General features: G+C 44.2%; 17 protein-coding genes. 8 read left to right on the plus strand and 9 right to left on the minus strand.

Features of this window, described 5'->3' with window-relative positions; translation table 11 throughout:
* On the plus strand, positions 1 to 1200 hold a 1200-nt coding region (locus PN499_RS09315; protein WP_272031533.1), incomplete at its 5' end, for a calcium-binding protein.
* Between the two features lie 190 nt (positions 1201 to 1390).
* On the opposite strand, the gene PN499_RS09320 is transcribed toward PN499_RS09315, so the two are convergent.
* Together PN499_RS09320 and PN499_RS09325 are read right to left on the minus strand one after the other, a co-directional pair.
* Entirely contained in the window at positions 1391 to 1759 is a 369-nt protein-coding gene (locus PN499_RS09320) for an aspartyl protease (RefSeq protein WP_272031534.1), read from the minus strand.
* Positions 1756 to 2073 (minus strand): hypothetical protein, encoded by a 318-nt coding sequence (locus PN499_RS09325; RefSeq protein ID WP_272031535.1) that lies wholly within the window; start codon positions 2071 to 2073, stop codon positions 1756 to 1758. Before PN499_RS09325 ends, PN499_RS09320 begins: the two co-directional genes overlap by 4 nt.
* A 68-nt stretch (positions 2074 to 2141) precedes the next feature.
* Here PN499_RS09325 and PN499_RS09330 point away from each other — a divergent pair, with 68 nt between their 5' ends.
* Positions 2142 to 2903, plus strand: a complete 762-nt coding sequence (locus tag PN499_RS09330) for a calcium-binding protein (RefSeq protein WP_272031536.1) — start codon at positions 2142 to 2144, stop codon at positions 2901 to 2903.
* 168 nt (positions 2904 to 3071) lie between these two features.
* Here PN499_RS09330 and PN499_RS09335 read toward each other — a convergent pair whose 3' ends face one another.
* Positions 3072 to 3380 (minus strand): hypothetical protein, encoded by a 309-nt coding sequence (locus PN499_RS09335; protein WP_272031538.1) that lies wholly within the window; start codon positions 3378 to 3380, stop codon positions 3072 to 3074.
* Between the two features lie 4 nt (positions 3381 to 3384).
* Here PN499_RS09335 and PN499_RS09340 point away from each other — a divergent pair, with 4 nt between their 5' ends.
* Positions 3385 to 4584 (plus strand): transposase, encoded by a 1200-nt coding sequence (locus PN499_RS09340; protein WP_272031539.1) that lies wholly within the window; start codon positions 3385 to 3387, stop codon positions 4582 to 4584.
* A 36-nt stretch (positions 4585 to 4620) separates the two neighbouring features.
* Here PN499_RS09340 and dxs read toward each other — a convergent pair whose 3' ends face one another.
* Entirely contained in the window at positions 4621 to 6528 is a 1908-nt protein-coding gene (gene dxs, locus PN499_RS09345) for a 1-deoxy-D-xylulose-5-phosphate synthase (RefSeq protein ID WP_272031540.1), read from the minus strand.
* 311 nt (positions 6529 to 6839) lie between these two features.
* On the opposite strand from dxs, the gene PN499_RS09350 reads away from it, so the two are divergent.
* Together PN499_RS09350 and PN499_RS09355 are read left to right on the plus strand one after the other, a co-directional pair.
* Positions 6840 to 7241, plus strand: a complete 402-nt coding sequence (locus PN499_RS09350; protein ID WP_272031542.1) for a hypothetical protein — start codon at positions 6840 to 6842, stop codon at positions 7239 to 7241.
* A gap of 17 nt (positions 7242 to 7258) precedes the next feature.
* Complete coding sequence (locus PN499_RS09355) at positions 7259 to 7669, plus strand: hypothetical protein (protein ID WP_272031543.1); 411 nt, start codon at positions 7259 to 7261, stop codon at positions 7667 to 7669.
* Positions 7670 to 7811: 142 nt separating this feature from the next.
* On the opposite strand, the gene PN499_RS09360 is transcribed toward PN499_RS09355, so the two are convergent.
* Both PN499_RS09360 and hpsJ-B read right to left on the minus strand, forming a co-directional pair.
* On the minus strand, positions 7812 to 8723 hold the full coding sequence (locus PN499_RS09360; RefSeq protein ID WP_272031545.1) for a glycosyltransferase family 2 protein: 912 nt from the start codon (positions 8721 to 8723) through the stop codon (positions 7812 to 7814).
* An 82-nt stretch (positions 8724 to 8805) separates the two neighbouring features.
* Positions 8806 to 9636 carry a hormogonium polysaccharide biosynthesis protein HpsJ gene (hpsJ-B, locus tag PN499_RS09365; protein ID WP_272031547.1) on the minus strand — a complete coding sequence of 277 codons (831 nt, stop codon included), beginning with the start codon at positions 9634 to 9636 and terminating at the stop codon, positions 8806 to 8808.
* 490 nt (positions 9637 to 10126) lie between these two features.
* On the opposite strand from hpsJ-B, the gene PN499_RS09370 reads away from it, so the two are divergent.
* Positions 10127 to 10633, plus strand: a complete 507-nt coding sequence (locus PN499_RS09370; RefSeq protein ID WP_272031548.1) for an adenylyltransferase/cytidyltransferase family protein — start codon at positions 10127 to 10129, stop codon at positions 10631 to 10633.
* Between the two features lie 371 nt (positions 10634 to 11004).
* Positions 11005 to 11718 carry a GUN4 domain-containing protein gene (locus tag PN499_RS09375; protein ID WP_272031550.1) on the plus strand — a complete coding sequence of 238 codons (714 nt, stop codon included), beginning with the start codon at positions 11005 to 11007 and terminating at the stop codon, positions 11716 to 11718.
* 464 nt (positions 11719 to 12182) lie between these two features.
* Here the strand turns inward: PN499_RS09375 and PN499_RS09380 are convergent, their stop codons facing one another.
* The 3 genes from PN499_RS09380 to PN499_RS09390 all read right to left on the minus strand — a co-directional run bounded on the left by PN499_RS09380 (position 12183) and on the right by PN499_RS09390 (position 14718).
* Positions 12183 to 14003 (minus strand): purple acid phosphatase family protein, encoded by a 1821-nt coding sequence (locus tag PN499_RS09380; protein WP_272031552.1) that lies wholly within the window; start codon positions 14001 to 14003, stop codon positions 12183 to 12185.
* A 177-nt stretch (positions 14004 to 14180) separates the two neighbouring features.
* The gene (locus PN499_RS29575) at positions 14181 to 14387 is read right to left on the minus strand and encodes a DUF5615 family PIN-like protein (RefSeq protein ID WP_334311674.1); all 207 of its coding nucleotides are present in this window, start codon (positions 14385 to 14387) and stop codon (positions 14181 to 14183) included.
* Between the two features lie 4 nt (positions 14388 to 14391).
* The gene (locus PN499_RS09390; protein ID WP_272031553.1) at positions 14392 to 14718 is read right to left on the minus strand and encodes a DUF433 domain-containing protein; all 327 of its coding nucleotides are present in this window, start codon (positions 14716 to 14718) and stop codon (positions 14392 to 14394) included.
* Positions 14719 to 14974: 256 nt separating this feature from the next.
* On the opposite strand from PN499_RS09390, the gene PN499_RS09395 reads away from it, so the two are divergent.
* Complete coding sequence (locus PN499_RS09395) at positions 14975 to 16783, plus strand: aspartate kinase (protein WP_272031554.1); 1809 nt, start codon at positions 14975 to 14977, stop codon at positions 16781 to 16783.
* Positions 16784 to 16833: the final 50 nt, after the last annotated feature.

A 16833-nucleotide genomic window follows, 5' to 3' on the forward strand; every position in this document is an offset into this window, starting at 1 on the left:
ACTCCAACAGGAACACCAACACCAACTCCAACAGGAACTCCAACCCCGACACCAACAGGAACTCCAACCCCAACTCCAGAACCTCAAGACCCTGATTGCATTTGCAAACAGATAACCTTCCCTAGCTTAAGTGATATTCCCGGCCCAAATGCAGTCGAGAATATACTAAATGGTAGCGATCGCAACGACAACATCATCGGCGATAATGCCAATAACAGCATTAATGGATTAGATGGAAGCGATCGCCTCCTCGGTCAACTAGGGAACGACAATATTTACGGTGGATTTCCTAACATTATTCCCATTGGCCCCGAAGTAGACCCCGATTTATTGCTGGGAAATGAAGGCAATGACTACCTCAACGGTAATGCAGGCAACGATGCCATCTTCGCAGGTAAAGATAACGATATCGCGATCGGCGGCAAAGATGACGACCTGATTTTTGGTGACAAAGGAAACGATACCTTACTTGGCAATGAAGGTAATGACACCATTTATGGCGGCACTCTTGACCCCTCTAACCTCGATTTAACAGGACAAGATTTACTTTTTGGGGGTACTGGCAATGACTACCTCAATGGAGAGGAAGGCGAAGACACTCTTTCTGGCGGTGATGGCAATGATACAGTACAGAGCGGTAAAGGTAATGACGTAGCTGTAGGGGATTTAGGAGACGATTTACTTTTCGGCGATGAAGGAAATGACACTCTTTGCAGCGGCGACGGCAATGATACCATCTACGGGGATACAGGCAGTCCCCTTGCCCTGGGTAGTGCGGGTGGCCAAGACCAAATCTGCGGCGGTTTGGGCGATGACTTAATTTATGGTAATGAAGGTCAAGATACACTCAACGGCTATGTTGGTAATGATACTCTTTACGGTGGTAAAGATGATGATTATCTGATTGGTGGTGCTAATAATGACTTGTTGAAAGGCGATGAGGGCAATGATTCTCTGTTGGGAGGTAGCGGAAATGATATCTTCGCTTTAGTGATTGGAGAAGGAAGCGATACTATTTTAGACTTTCAAACAGGTCAAGATTTGATAGGTTTAAGTAATGGTTTAAGTTTCTTCGATCTGAGTATTACTCAGGGCAATAATGCTGCCTTAATTCGGCTGGCGAGTACCAATGAACTGCTTGCCTCTGTGAACGGAATTTCGGCAAATTTAATTAATGCCACAAATTTTGCCATTATCTAGAGTCTGTCTGCAAGCTATTTAGGACTTACGCACTCACTACTATTTTCTGTCATTGGCGTTGGCTGTCATTTCGATGCCTTTGACTGCTTACACCTACGCATTCAAGCAATCTTAAAGGGTGATTTTTTAGTTATTCTGTGCGTAAGTCCTACACTTATATAGTTGAAAAAAACTTTAGTTCCCTCCCACTTCAATTTGCACCCAATGTTAATATACCTAATGCCCTATCAACTATCAAACGCCGAGTTTTCAGCCATTGCCTACCGAGTAAAATTTCCGGAACTCCATCACCGACATGAACGGGAATATCAAACTCTTGTCCATCTATTCGCACCTTTCCGGCATAAATCTCGAAAATGAATTCTCCCTTAGCGGTTCTCATTTTTTCGCGCTGAATATAAATCCAATCAAGTCCTTCTAAATCTTGACTATCCATTGCTAACCACCCTGAAAAACCTGTATCTAGCAGAGCATCAACAGGTAAATCTAAGTTCTTATCAGCCATCAACTCGATTTCAAAAAAAAGTTCATCTTCATCACCAAACCTTCCCTCTATCATATCGTGCCACAAACTCCTGTTTCATTGATCCGAAAAACGAAGGGGATAGCATTTGGGTATTTTTGTCTGCACATATTGCCAGCCATCATATCGTCCTCGTCTATAAAATAGTCTCCGCTATCCGGCTCAACCGCAATATACCACTTATAATGTGTTTGAATCAACTGAGGTTGAAGGCGATCAAAAACTACTTTGCAACGCTGGTAAATGGCTTCGGCTTCTGCTAGCCGCTGGGCTTTCTTTTCTTCAGACCACTGGATTTCAGGAAATAATCGGCCTCGCCGCACTATACGATTTGGTTTCACGTTGGTCATTGTTTTTTCTCCTTTGTGTAAGATGGTACTATATTTATTAGTTTACTTGAATTTTTCTGAAATTAATTATGGCAAACACTTTCAATTTGACTCCTAATCCTGATAATTTTACAGTCCCCCCTGGTTTGATGACTGAGTTCTCTGGAGGTGTTCTTGCTTTAGAGGGCAATGATACAATCAGAGGCTCTTTTGAGAGTGAAATCATCAACGGAAATGCTGGTAAAGATATTTTATTCGGTAGTAATGGCAATGACAACTTGCAAGGCGGTAGAGACAACGACGATATATATGGCGAAGTTGACCAAGATACTCTCATAGGTGCTCTTGGTGATGATTATATCGTGGGTGGCGACGGAGATGACATCTTGAATGGCGGTCGAGGCGATGATTTTTTAGATGGAGGTGCAGGTAATGATACTCTCAGCGGTGACTTAGGTTACACTCTTTATAAAGGCGGAACGGGTAGTGATGTGTTCGTCCTAAGAACAGATGTTGTTTTAGGAGATCCAAAGCGTAACCCTAACAGTAGTGTACAGGCGTGGGATATTGTTCTAGACTTTGAAAAGTCTTTCGATCAAATTGGTCTTACTAACGGTCTAACTGAGGCAAACGTCACACTTACCACTTATTCAATACCATTGCGAAATATTAACTTTGTGTCGGGGAGATTTCCTCAAGAAAGCAAAATTTCTTTAGCCGATTTAGATCCAGATCGCAATGGTAGTTATGACGCTACTACTATTCAAATTGGTTCAAACGGTCAAATTTTAGGTAGAGTGCTGAATGTGACACCATCTGAATTATGGACTCGTTTTATTACACTGTCCTAGATAGGGTATTTTTTAGGAGCAGTCTTGAATGGTAAGGTGGGCAAAGCCCACCTAGCCCTGTCAAGGTGCGATCGAGCTCAAAAAGATCTAGCAGTTGAGCTCAATACACTAGCCAATCTTTAACGGCAGCAAGAGGCGGGCGTGAGGATTTGGTATACACTTGAAGGTTTATTTCCCGCCTCTTGCTGCCGTTATAATGCTGGGCGGTGTGCACCCTCGGCTGGACAACACTCGGCTGCCAATATAGCGCGCGATCGTACTGCCGCCCGTATCGTCCGCAGGTGCTGCTACAAACATTACTGGAGGAAACTGCGATGCTGAGTGCTGTTTTCGAGCGATTTGTAATCGCAAGTCCCGTGAGTGTGATGAGTCGGGGCTTGATGAAGGGGTACTCGCACCCTCGGCGCTCGATCGGATCTTTGAAGCTAACGCAAAAGTCCAGTACACCAGAGAGTTATTATTTTCGGAGTTGGTCAATTTAATGAGCCTGGTGGTTTGTGGAATTTACCCATCGGTAAACGCTGCTTATCGCGCGCGTGCGCAACAACTCAATGTCAGTCGTACAGCAGTTTATGACAAATTAAATGGTGTAGAACCGAGAGTTTCTGCGGCACTCCTTAAGGAAACAGCAGCAGAGATGGCATCTTTAATCGAGTCGATCGGAGGCAGTTCACCAAAATTATTAGCTCCCTACAAAGTACGAATTATTGATGGAAATTGCCTCGCAGGAACCGACCATCGATTGGAAGTGTTACGTCCGTTCGGGGCTGTAGCGCTTCCAGGAAAATCACTGGTCATCCTCGATCCTGAATTAAGATTAGCCATTGATGTGTTTCCTTGTGTTGACGGTCACGCTCAAGAACGATCGTTATTCGATCAAGTTTTGGCAACAGTTCAATCAGGAGAACTCTGGATTGGCGATCGCTCTATGTGTACATCAGGTTTTTTACGAGGCATCACTAGTAGTGGTTCACACTTCGTAATCCGCAGGCATAAAAGTTTGTCACTTGCACCCGTAAGCGAGCGCCAATACTGCGGTGAAACCCCGACAGGTCAACTATTTGAGCAAATGGTTCGCTTGAATTATCCGGGTGGAGAGTTATTAATCAGACAGGTGACGATCGAGCTATTTAAACCTACTCGTAATGGAGAAAAAGAGGTCGAAGTTTTAACAAGACTTTCGACCAGGGAAGTAACAGCAGCAGTAGTTGCCCAACTCTACCTCGAACGACGAAGTGTAGAGAATCTATTTCAAACTGTCACCGAAAATTATGAAGGTGAAATTCAAACTTTAGGGTATCCCCAAGCAGCGTTATTCTCTTTTTGTTTGGCATTAGTTACCTACAATATTCTCGCAACCATTCGTGCAGTTATCGCTAGCGTTCATGGAGTAGGCAAAATTGAGGCTGGTCTTTCTGACTACTATATGGTTGACGAAATTCAAAGTACCTATCGGGGAATGATGATTGCAATCCCAGAAGAAAATTGGAGGATTTTTACACAATCCGATCGAGAAACACTCGCAGATATTTTATTAGATTTAGCAGCGCGAGTAGATTTAAAAAGATTTCTCAAAAATACTCGCGCTACCAAGAAAAAAAAGCAGTCTCCTGAGTGCGATCCACGTCACCGCCATGTATCAACTGCGAGGCTTCTCGATCGAGCTCATCAACCACCTTGACAGGGCTAGCAAAGCCCACCCCACAATTATAGCTAACTAGACGCTAACTGTTGACAACTTCGAGCTGAAACTTGCCCGCACGCGCTCTGCAATTTGAGCTGGATTCAGACCCAATTCTGTAAAGGATTGTTCGGGAGTAGCGTGATCTACTAACACATCAGGTACACCAATTCGCATCACCTTGGCTGCAATATCTCGATCTAATAAAGATTCTGCTACTGCTGAACCAAAGCCACCCATTACACAGCCTTCTTCCAAAGTTACAACCCGCCCAATCTTTTGAGCTAAAGGTAATATTAATTCCTCATCCAAAGGCTTAGCAAAACGGGCATTCACGACTGTTGCTTCAATACCATGTTCGCTCAAAATCTCAGCCGCCTGCATTGCTGGTTGTACCATAGATCCATAACCGAGTATGAGTACATCGTCGCCTTGGCGCAGAATTTCACCTTTACCAATGGGCAATTCTTCCCATCCTTCTTCCATCAGGGGAACGCCGTAACCATTACCACGAGGATAACGCATCGCAATCGGGCCGGAAGTATGATTAATACCAGTAACAATCATCCGCTGCAATTCGGCTTCATCTTTCGGTGCCATTAATACCATATTTGGCAAACACCGCAAGTAAGCAATATCGTACATTCCCTGATGAGTGGGGCCGTCGGCACCAACAATTCCTGCCCTGTCTAAACAGAAGAAAACTGGTAACTTTTGGATGCAAACATCGTGAACTATTTGGTCATAGGCTCTTTGCAAAAAGGTAGAATAAATGGCGACAACGGGTCTAATTCCTTCGCAGGCTAATCCAGCGGCACAAGTAACGGCGTGTTGTTCGGCGATGCCAACGTCGATGTATTGTTTAGGCAGTTTTTCCTGAAATTTGTCTAGGCCAGTTCCCGTTGCCATTGCCGCAGTAATAGCAACAATTTTGGGGTTATCTTCTGCTAGTTTGATCAGGGCGTGGGCAAAGACTTTTGAGTAGGCGGGAGGCTTGGGTTTATTCGAGGGTATGGCTTTGCCAGTGGCTAAGTTAAACGGATTTTGGGCATGATAGCCTACTTGGTCTTTTTCTGCGATCGCATATCCTTTACCCTTCACTGTCACGACATGAACCAATACGGGCCCTTGTATTGTATGTGCTTGTTTGAAGGTAGCAATCAATTCTTCCAAATTGTGACCGTCCACTGGCCCCATATAAGTAAAGCCCAATTCTTCAATCACAGCGCCAACTTTGGGTACTGCTAACCGTTTCATCCCTTCCTTTAGCCGTTCCATTTCTGGGGTGAAAGTCTCGCCCACGAAGGGAATGTGCTTGAATTGTTCCTCTAGATTATCCTTGAGAAACTGGACTGGCGCGCTGAGGCGCATTTTGTTGAGGTAGCGAGGAATTGCGCCGACATTGGGCGAAATTGACATTTCGTTGTCGTTGAGGACGACTAATAAGTTAGTTTTCGGCAAGTGGCCGGCGTGATTGATGGCTTCTAGGGCCATACCGCCGGTTAATGCGCCGTCACCAATTACGGCTACAACCTTAAAGTTTTCACCTTTCATGTCCCGCGCGAGGGCCATACCTAAACCAGCGGAGATACTGGTGGAAGCGTGACCGGCACCGAAATGGTCGAATTTACTTTCGCAGCGTTTGAGGTAGCCAGCTACGCCGTCTTTTTGACGTAGAGTATGAAAGCGATCGTAGCGACCGGTTAGCAATTTGTGAGGGTAGGCTTGGTGGCCGACATCCCAGAGGACTTTATCGCGATCGAGGTCTAGAGTCTGGTAAAGTGCGATCGTTAGTTCGACCACTCCTAATCCGGGGCCGAGGTGGCCGCCGCTAGTCGCTACTGTTTCTAAATGTTTTTCTCGAATTTGCCGCGCAATCTGCTGCAATTGGTTAATGGATAGACCGTGCAGTTGATTCGGATGAGTCAGTTCGCTCAGGTGCATAAACTTTAATTACCCTGGATAGTTATTACTTCAAGCAATTTTAACTGACTTGGCTTGCCCCTTCTGGTTCTGGTTGGTCTGGGGTACAAAAATTAACCAGTTTTATACTAACAATATATTGTACTTGTGCTAAGCCTGAGAATGTGTTCTCACATGGTTGCGAAAAGGATAGTTAATCGGCATTAACAACAGAAACTTATCAGTAATTACAATTTGGCTCAACCTTAAATTTGGAATAAAAGGGCGATCGATCCTACCTGTGTTTGTGGTATACTTCGCAAAGTATATTATTAACTAAAAAACATAACAAGTTGACTGATTCAACAGAAGTTCAAAAAGCAGCTCTAATTGCTGAACTACAACAGGCAGGAATTAAGCATACACCAGAGAAAATCCTGCGGATAGCTAAGCTAGATAATGGTAAAATAGTATTTTTGGAAGAAGGAAAAGGCGGTGAAGGTGGGCGGGGTCTTGCACACATTTTGGAGAACCATCAGGAAGATTTTATGGAACGTGGAATTGGTGCTACTCAAATTATAGATGCAGTGATGGCCGCTGTCACTCAAGGGCAAATAATTGGGTATCAAAAAACGCGATCGCCTACCCCTCGCACTATTTATGAAGTGTTCTTTGATGGCAACATCCAGTACATAAGTGTTACAGTTGGAGACAACGGCTACATAGTCGGTGCTAATCCAGCCCATAGACCTTAATTTGATAAATGAAAAATATGCCGGAAACTATCAAACTGATGCCTGATTATGGATGCTATCCGCTGTGGTGGAAAGTACCGGGTAAAGTTGGTAACATTGACCCAGCAACTTTACCTCTGAGTCAGGAAACGATTAAGCGGCTAGATGCTTGGGCGAATGTCTATGACGCTACTTTAAATATGGCAGATCCTGCTAACTCTGTTGGATTTTCTAGTAGGGAAACTAAGGAGGATTTTGAGCAGGAGGGAGTTAGTTTGTGGCTACAGCTTAGGGAAGAACTCGCCCCTGATTATGAGGTGGTTTACTTTGATAAGCATCGGAGTAAGCTCTTAACTCACAAGAGCGAACTTGCTCCAAAAGATTTGGTTGTTGCTGAGTCATATTCAGCTTTTTCTCAACAGATGAAGTCCGCGAGCTCTGAATTATAACCCTCGGTTGATTTAAGCTTTTCTTAAACTATGATAAAACTCCTTAAACTTTTGGATTATAGGGATCGATCGCGCTCAGGAAAAAAGAGCGATCGCCTAATAAAATGGAGGCTAGGTACGAAAGAAAACATTTGCCGAGGGATTAAAAGACCGATGGATTTGATTGCGGTTCTTTCCTCTGCAATTCTAACTTAGTTTCTTCGCCAGAAAGCTGTTTACCGCTAGCATCTAACTTCGGCAAAGGCATATTTCTCATTTCCCAAACTTTAATTGATATTAGATATTCATAGAAAGCTTGTAGCGTACACCAAGCAAATCCCGGTTGGCCATCCAGAAACCCACCTAGCAAAAAATACATATAGAAAAAGCGTACTAACGGCCTTAAAGGCAAGCGCAAAGAGATGTCCTTTAAAGCTCTACGCCTGTTGACTTCGGTGGCCCCAAAAAACAAATCCCACCAGTTAACTTTACCCGCTTCTAATTGGCGTAAAATTTCTGCGGCTTCGTCAGTAGAATAGCGATTGTGTTTCTCAATCCAGCGGGAAAGACCTTTGCTACAGGTATAGTGCGGATAGGTTTCTTTTAAAAAGCTAGTAGGGCCGTCGCAAATTTCTCGTTCGGCGTGACCGTAATCCCCAAACAGGACTTTATCTTTGCGAAATAGGCGCATTTGATGGCGGGGATATTGGGTGCTGCGGCGAATCCACCGCCCCATAAATATTACCTGCTCTGCGACATAATAACCAATGTAGTTCTGATTTTTGATGGCTTCAGAACATTCGTTGAAAAGTTCTGGGGTCATCCGCTCGTCTGCTTCGAGAATGTAAACCCATTCGTATTTAGTGGGTACTTCTTGTAGCATCCAAGTCCGCTGCTTCCCGTGAGTTTCAAAGGCGTGCTGCACGATTTGCACGGGATAGCGGCGGACTATTTCAATGGTGCGATCGGTGCTGAAAGAGTCAATTACAATGATGTCATCCGACAGAATCGCCGATTCAATGCAAGCGGCGATGTCAATTTCTTCGTTGTAAGTCAGAATATAAATTGAGAACATTCCAAGCTTTCAGTGAGGGCAATGCTAGGCTGGTGACGAGTTTTCAGGATGCCCTAATTTTCGTGCTGCCATCCGGGTTACTTTAAGCTTTGCGACGACCGGCTCGCAAAATCCCCATACTTCTTAATCCAGTCCAGCCAATAGTAATGTAGCCGATCGCTAAGAGTAAACTATTAATACCAGTTTGTAGGCTGGAGTTACGCGATCGCGTTCTGATCTCTTTTTCTTTTTGCTGTTTGCGGGTGGTAATCTCTTTAATGGCCTGGGTTGGCAGAGATTGGGCTTGCTGGTCGAGAAATGTTTCCAGGGCTTTGGGGTTACTTTTAGCCTCTTGAAGTAATTTTTTTAACTCTGGTGGAGTTTGTGGGTTCTGGAGTACCTCCTGTAATTTTTGTTCGTCGCCAAGTACGCTGGTGATTTGGCTGCGGCGTTGGCTTTTGAGTTGTTCGATCTGAGTTTTGAATTGATCGCTGCTAAGCTGGGCATTAAGTTGATTTTCGGCGGCGGTGGCTTCGCGATCGATCTGAGCAAGACTTTCTGTGACTTCTAGGCGAGTATTGTTGAGGTGGACGGGAACTACCAGCAGGTAGAATAACCCGACTAAGCTGGAAAACAAGATTACCCAAAATCTGAGGTCGAGGCCAATATTGCGGGGTTCCTGGACGATTCCAGAACTGCTGTCAACCCAAAAACCTGTAAATAGGAGGGCAATACCTGTCATGGGCAGAATTCCTCGGTCAACTACTTGAGTTGTTAAGGCAATTTGCCAGCCTCTAGTGAGAAAGTCAGACGATTCGCTGGGAATCGACAGGATTAAGCAGTCGAACACGGCGGACAAAATCAATATAATACCGACTACTTTTAAAGTCCGTGCGGCCATAGAGGAAATTTGACGGCTATTAGTTGCTTTCATTTAGATTCTGCTTAATGAGTTAGGTTATTTTCCACCAAAATAGATTATGTTTGCTACGGGCTTACATCCCCTTTGAGATACATAGGACTTACGCAATCTAACCTATCCCCCCTACCAGGGGAGGGGGAATTTCTTTGTTTGTTTGTTTCTCCTCCTTCCATAAAAGGGAAGGGGGCTGGGGGTTAGGTCTTTGGTCTTTCTCAAAAATGAGATACTCCCACGCGCGATCGTTGACCCTGCGCCGACGGTTTGGAGAACGAGGGGCTAAAGTATCCCCTGTCTTATAGTAATTGATTAGGAGAGTGAGCTGGACAAGAGAATCGAGGCGAGAAGTCTGGGGGTTGGTCGTTATCAAAAGTTGCGATCGCTGATTTGAGCTCTTGGATGCCCGAAGTTTAAATTTATGGGAAGGAATAATCTAAAATTTAAAATCAATTGCCCTAAATTTAGTTTTGGCACTGCCAATTGGAAATCTAATGTCTAGAATTGCATGATTTCAGGTGTTTATACTTTGACGGAACTTGAGGATGCGATCGCGGCTGACCCGCTGCTGTGGCGACCTTTGGTGTTTACTAATGGCTGCTTTGATATTATCCACGCGGGTCATGTCCGATATTTGCAGGCGGCGAAAGCTTTGGGGCGATCGCTGGTAGTGGGTTTAAATAGCGATGCTAGCGTCCAAGCTATCAAGCCGCAACAGCTTGGGTTTCCTTCCCGTCCCATTGTACCGGAAATGCAGCGGGCAGAAGTGCTGGCGGCGTTAAAACCAGTGGCAGCAGTGGTAATTTTTGCCGATCCTACGGCTAATAAATTAATAGAGAGGCTGAAGCCAAATATTTATGTTAAAGGCGGTGATTATCTAATTGAAACTTTGCCGGAAGCCCCACTCGCACAAGCTATCGGCTGTGAGATTTGTTTGATCGAAGTCGAGGTTCCTAGCTCTACAACTGCCCTAATTAACCGTATTTTGGGGAAGAGCTGTACAGATAAAAGTTAACTTTTATTAATAAAATTGCGATCTAGCAACCGCCACAACGGTTAAGACACTCGCTCATGGCCTAAACTATTGACTCTCTTACCCTCTTCCCCTCTTCCCCTTCTTCCCCTTCTTTGCCTAACCCTGAGCATCGGAGCATCGTAACCGCCTTGGCGGTTGCTATATTTTGTGAAGTAGCCCTTGACAATAGGCACCTTATGATAAATAAAATTTCCCCTTTTTAAGGAAGTTAGGGGGATCGGAGTTTGAGATTTAATCGGTAACTCCTGCTAAATTATTATCAGGGATTTAAAAGCTATTGTACAATGAGATCGAACTACATTTTAGCTGAAAGCAGATAGCTGAAAGCTGATAGCTGATGCAAGCTCTTTATGACTGACTCGACTACTACCTCTACGCCAGAAGCATCGCCGAATATAACTGAACTCAGTTCTAAATTAAGGTCTGGTTCCGAAAAAAATCAACTGCAACTGCTGCAACAGATAGCCGAGGGCAGTTTGGATGTGTTGATGGAATTTTTACTAGAGCGTAAGCTATCACCTCCGACGATGGTGGATGGTAAGGCTTACCAAATTTTGTATAACGCTAATTTGCCGAAGGCGGCAGACTTTCTCCAGACTCACTTTCCTACAGGTGTCGTACCGTTGCGATCGCAGGCTGGGATTGATTACACTTTGTTGCAACAATTGCTAGCTAAGCAGGATTTTCAAGAAGCCGATCGCTTGACTTTGGAAAAGATGTGTGAATTAGCCGGAGAGACGGCGATCAAGAGAAAGTGGCTGTATTTTACTCAGATTGAAAGTTTACCGGCGGCAGATTTGCAAACAATTAATTGGCTATGGCTAGTGCACTCTGAGGGTAAGTTTGGCTTTTCAGTACAGCGGGAAATTTGGCTGGCTGTGGGCAAAAATTGGGATAAGTTTTGGCCGCAAATTGGGTGGAAGCAGGGGAATAATTGGACTCGTTACCCGAATGAGTTTACCTGGGATTTGAGTGCTCCGAGAGGGCATTTGCCGCTGTCAAATCAGTTGCGAGGAAAGCAACCTTTTGCGGCTTTATTGTCACATCCAGTTTGGTTAGGATAGGTGATAGGGGAGATCGCATCTAAATTGCTTACAAAATATTTTAGGTATTAATTCATGGCAATTTCCTACTTTCTTCCCATTCTTTCCTTTTCGCTATTTACCAGTGGATGAATCTTCAGATGATACCTGGATTTTGTAACCACGCTGCTTAATTCTTTCCCTAACAGTTTCCATATCAATATCTTGCCCTATTCCTCCTACTGTTATCTATTCATTCTCGGATAGGATTGCGGATACGGGCTAAGGCTTTGCCTTCGGCGGAGTTAGGGTTAAGGGAAATGATTTCTCCATCTAATTCGCAGGCGATACCTTGATTGAGGCTGTGGGGTTGGATGGCGGACAGGGTAAGCAGTGCTTGGCTTGGGTTAAGGTAATACCAGTTTAGCAGAGTTTTATGTTAATTGCTAAAAATGCTATCGCTCCTAGTCTAACATTGTTCATATTCTTTAAACTAAAATTTGTAACTATTTCAACTTAAACTCATCAAATTTCACAACCTCTGACTCCGGTTTCCGCGTATCAAAATAATAACTGCTAACCACACCCGCCGCCGTATCAAAAATACTAAAAACTGTAAGATCGTTACTAGCAATATAAGGCATCGGCTGACCATCTTCTCCCAAAACAGGCGCAATAGTTGGCATTACAGGTTCTAAGCCATTCGGATCGCCAATAGCAACATATTCCTCCTGATAACCTGGAGGTACAAATCTCCGCCTTTCACCCATAGCCGCAGGATAACTATTCCCAACATTAGAAGTCTCTAAAAAGTGCATCCCACTGGGACTAATAAAGCGATTCCACAGATGACTATGACCGTAAAATACTAACTGCACATCAGCAGTTTCTAACAAGGGGATGACATCGCGAATAATGTAATCATTCTCTTTTGGATATTCATAGCGAATCATTTTAATCTCGCCATTATCATCGCGGTCAATAATCTGCACGGGGTCAGTGTAAGCAGGTACAATATTATCACCTAAAGTATGGGGGGGATGATGAAACATCACAACCTTGTATTTTGCCTGCTTAAATTCTTCACTATTGAGTTCTTCCTCCAGCCAATTATATTGAGCGCTACCCTTGACAATTGGCTCATAGATGTGCTGTCCGTAACCCCAATTCTCAGGGTGATTAAAATCGCGATCTGGTTCCCGATATCTGCCTTTAGCGTCAGCATCAAGACTAGGAGTGCGCCACATATTTGTAATAAACAAAACTACTAAACGCACATCACCGAAAGTCACAGCATAGTATTTTTTCGGACTAGGCAAAGTAAAAATTTGCTCATAAGCATCAGTGTTAAAAGAACTATCCTTTAACTCGCTAATAACTAAATTTTCTTTGGCTACACTTGGCGATTTTGCACTTTCTTTATTGTCTTTATTCTCCAACTTCGGGTCGGATTTAGATGTTAATATTTTTTGAGCCGCAAAACGGGGGAAAGAATTATTAAACTGATCTTTTAACGTGCTATTGTTGGAAAATCTACCCATAACTTCGTGATTGCCAAGAGCAGTAAATAAGGGTGCATTTTGAATCAATTCACCGCCAGTGTAAACTGTTTTAATACCGTTTTTTTCTAACTCTGAAAAAGCGCGACCTTGGAGACAAGGGAAAAAAGCACGACCGCGAAGATCGTCAAACCATTCTGAGGCACGACCTGGGATATTAGCTAAATCTCCAGCTATAAAAACAGCATCAATTCTATCAATTGTTTCAGCTACTTTTTGCAAATTTGCAGCTACCATCGGCATCACTTGATGGTCAGAAGTGAGTAAAATTTTTAGGGGAGTTTCTGGTGTTGGTTGGGATGAAAGAGTAAAGGTGCGACTGGTGATATTTTGACCGTTTTCAGCTTCACTTTTGACCTGATAAGGAATGCGAACACCTGGAGTTAAACCAGTTACTTCTGCTTCGTGTCGCCAAATATCTCTAAGTATTAATTTATTGTCAACTGCGCCTTTTTTTACTTCCTCTGAAACGCTGGAATCTTGGTCTTCGTGAGTGCGGCTGAGTTTAGTTGTGGTGGCAGTTACAATTTGATTTAAGTTTTGACCATAAGCTACGGTGTGGCGGATACCGGCAAATTCAGTAAACCAGACAACTCTGACTGAATTTGGGGTTGGGAGTTGTAGAAATGGGTCGGTTAGTAATTGGGGTTGGGTGGAAAAAGCTTGCATGATTAGACTGAGGAAGATTACGATTAAAAATAGTACAGCAAAAATCCACAGATTGCGAGCGGATCTTTGGGGGATTGAGAAATCAGGAGACTTTAGCATTATCGATTATGTCAAAAAATCCGACTTTTAGTTTGATGTTGAATGTGGGGGTAGTCGATAGACTCGAATTAATTTACCTGTCAATGTTCCCGCAGTATAAATAGCATCATTAATATTATTGGCTAATTTCTCTAGATCGCCGCCTCCCTTGCAGACAATAATACCAGCATGGTCTGGCTATAAGCTGTGCAACCGTATAAAATGACGACGATTTAAAGTTAAAACAGCTCGATTTTTACTAATAGCAAAAGCTAAAACTTCCTCATCAGGAATTTTTTGATTGTCCTTTCCAGCTTCTTGTACTGTGAGGATATCATGACCTCTAAAGCGTAAATTTTCTACAACAGCTCTAGGAAATTGTTCGTCGGCGTAAATATATGCCATAATCTTAATCTTCCTCATTCTCCCGGATAGTTATTTCAATTTCTTCGGGGTAAGTAGCCGCATAAGCCCAGGCATTTCCTAAATCAGCAGCAGTCAACGTGGGATAATTATATAGAAGTTCCGATTCGCTCAGACCCTCGCGGCGAAAATTCACCAGTACCCAAACAGGAATGCGAGTATTTCTGATGCAGGCATCTCCGCCGCAGACACCGGGAGTTTTGCTAATCCCTTGCCAGGAATTAGCAAGACTTTGGGTTAATAATTGGATGACTTGAGCTTTTTCGGCGGGAGTTAAAGCTAGCAGTTGTGCTTCTAATTCTTGGACGGTCATAGTTACTCAGTAATTTGTGAATGAGAGAGGATGTATTTAATATTATAGAATAATAAGCTAAGGTGTAACGGGTAAAAATGCAGGGCGATCGCCAGTCAAAGAAACTATCTCAATTTGACAAACGTATTTTAAGCTAGAATAAAAAGTGCTTATCTGCTAGGAGCAGCCTAAGACGTGATTTAAACATTCTTGTTTCTAGTCGAGAGACGGCGTATATTAGCTGGTAAGTATTGTAGTATTTTGTGTAAACCTTATTATGTCATTAATTGTTCAAAAATACGGTGGTAGTTCCGTCGGTACGGTTGAACGCATTCAGGAAGTAGCAAAACGAGTTGTGAAGGCGGTAAAGCTTGGTAACTCTGTAGTTGTCGTGGTTTCGGCAATGGGTAAAACCACTGACGGTTTGGTAAAATTAGCTAAGGAAATTTCCAGCAATCCCAGCAAGCGGGAAATGGATATGTTGCTATCGACGGGCGAACAAGTGTCGATCGCACTTTTGAGTATGGCATTGCAGGAAATGGGACAACCGGCAATTTCGCTAACGGGTGCTCAAGTTGGGATTGTAACTGAAGCTGAACACACTCGCGCTCGGATTTTACAGATTAAAACCGATCGCATTGAACGGCAGTTAGAAAGCGGTAAGGTGGTTGTAGTCGCTGGTTTTCAAGGGATTGCGATCGCGGGGGATTTGGAAATTACGACTTTGGGGCGCGGCGGTTCCGATACTTCGGCGGTAGCGCTAGCGGCGGCGTTAAAAGCTGACTGTTGCGAGATTTATACTGATGTTCCCGGAATTTTGACGACAGATCCGCGCATTGTCCCCGATGCAACATTGATGTCTGAGATCACTTGCGATGAGATGCTGGAATTGGCAAGTTTGGGCGCGAAAGTGTTGCATCCGCGCGCGGTGGAAATCGCTAAAAACTACGGCGTACCGCTGGTTGTGCTTTCTAGCTGGAGTGACGAGCCCGGTACGCGCGTGGTGTCACCGCCAGCGGGATCGCGCCCTCTGGAGGGTTTGGAGTTGGCGAAAGCGGTGGATGCAGTGGAGTTTGACTTAGATCAGGCGGCGGTGTCGCTGTTGCGAGTACCCGATCGCCCTGGGGTGGCGGCGCGGTTATTTGGCGCGATCGCACTGCAAAATCTGGATGTAGACTTGATTATCCAGTCGATTCACGAAGGTAATACTAATGATATCGCTTTCACGGTGACGCAGAATTCGCTTAAGCAAGCGGCGGCCGTAGCAGATGCGATCGTACCATCTTTGGGTAAAAATTCTGACCCAGAACTAGGAGAACCGGAGGTCAGGGCGGAAGATCGGGCGATCGCGAAAATTACCATTGCCGGCGCGGGGATGATCGGCCGGCCCAAGGTAGCATCGCAAATGTTCAAAACCTTAGCGGATGCTGGGATTAACATTCAAATGATCTCGACTTCCGAGGTGAAAGTTAGCTGCGCGATCGATGCTGCGGACTGCGATCGCGCCGTTACCGAACTCTGCAAAGTTTTCGAGGTTGTCAGTTCTCCTCTTTTTGAGGTTTCTACTAATCCTAAACCGCCTGCGGTGCGTGCAGTTGCTTTAGATATAAATCAAGCACGTTTAGCAATTCGCCGCATCCAAGATCGTCCGGGGATGGCGGCAAATTTGTTCGGACTTTTAGCTGAAGAAAATATCAGCGTTGATATGATTATTCAGTCCCAAAGATGTCGCAATATTGACGGAATTTTAACTCGCGATATTGCTTTTACTGTAGCACAAATGGATGCCGAAGCTGCTAGAGAAACCCTAGAAAAAGCTGCTACTAAATTTGGTTGGGGTGAAGTCGCAGTTGATATCGCGATCGCTAAAGTTAGCGTAGTTGGTTCGGGAATGGTAGCCAATCCGGGAGTAGCTGCAAAGATGTTTGAAGCGTTATCACAGCACAAAATTAACATTCAAATGATTGCTACTTCCGAAATCAAAATTAGCTGCGTTGTGGATGAGGCACAAGGCGTAATGGCCTTGAAAGCAATTCACTCAGCTTTTGCTCTTTCTGGGAGTGAAAGAATCCAGGTTCCTGCTTAATAATTGTTTGTAGTAAGGGCTAAGGCCCTTACTATGTGTAACGCCGCCAT

Source organism: Kamptonema animale CS-326 (assembly GCF_028330895.1).
Classification (GTDB): Bacteria; Cyanobacteriota; Cyanobacteriia; order Cyanobacteriales; family Microcoleaceae; genus Kamptonema; species Kamptonema formosum.